Here is a 458-nt window from a genome sequence, read left to right as displayed (position 1 = left end):
ACCGCAAACATCCCGGCCGACAGCAATAGCGGCTGCATCTTGCGACGACGGCGGAACCAGACATTGCCCGCCGCGTAGCTGAGGGGCGAGATCAGCGTGAGCAATGTGCCAAGGCCGGCTTGCCCGAAGCCCCCCGAAAGGATCGCCGGGACCGAGATCAGCGCCACGCCGAACAGGCCGATGCCGATGCGGATCCCCTGCTCCAGCGTCGCGGGCTCGTCATGCAGGAACATTGCCGCCAGCCCCAGCGTGAACAGCGGCATCGTCGCATACAGCATCCCGCCCATGCCCGAGGGGATGTATTGCATGCCCGCGGCCATGCTGACGAAGGGGATCGACACCACGAGGATCCCGCCCACCAGCGCGGTCAGCAGGTCATGGCGCGAGATCCGCTGCGGATGGCTGAACGCCCCGGCGGCCAGCAGGAGCAGCGGCAACCCCAGCGCCGAGCGTAGGGC

1 protein-coding gene is annotated in these 458 nt (G+C 67.9%); it reads right to left on the bottom strand.

Annotated features, from left to right (window positions below; genetic code table 11):
* Positions 1-458: EamA family transporter (locus tag BTA51_RS28995; protein ID WP_168188334.1), on the bottom strand; the 458-nt coding region annotated here is incomplete at both ends.

The organism is Hahella sp. CCB-MM4 (genome assembly GCF_002260525.1).
Taxonomy (GTDB): domain Bacteria; phylum Pseudomonadota; class Gammaproteobacteria; order Pseudomonadales; family Oleiphilaceae; genus Hahella.
The sequence above is the reverse complement of the archived record's forward strand: the minus strand, read 5'-3'. Positions and strand labels throughout refer to the sequence as shown.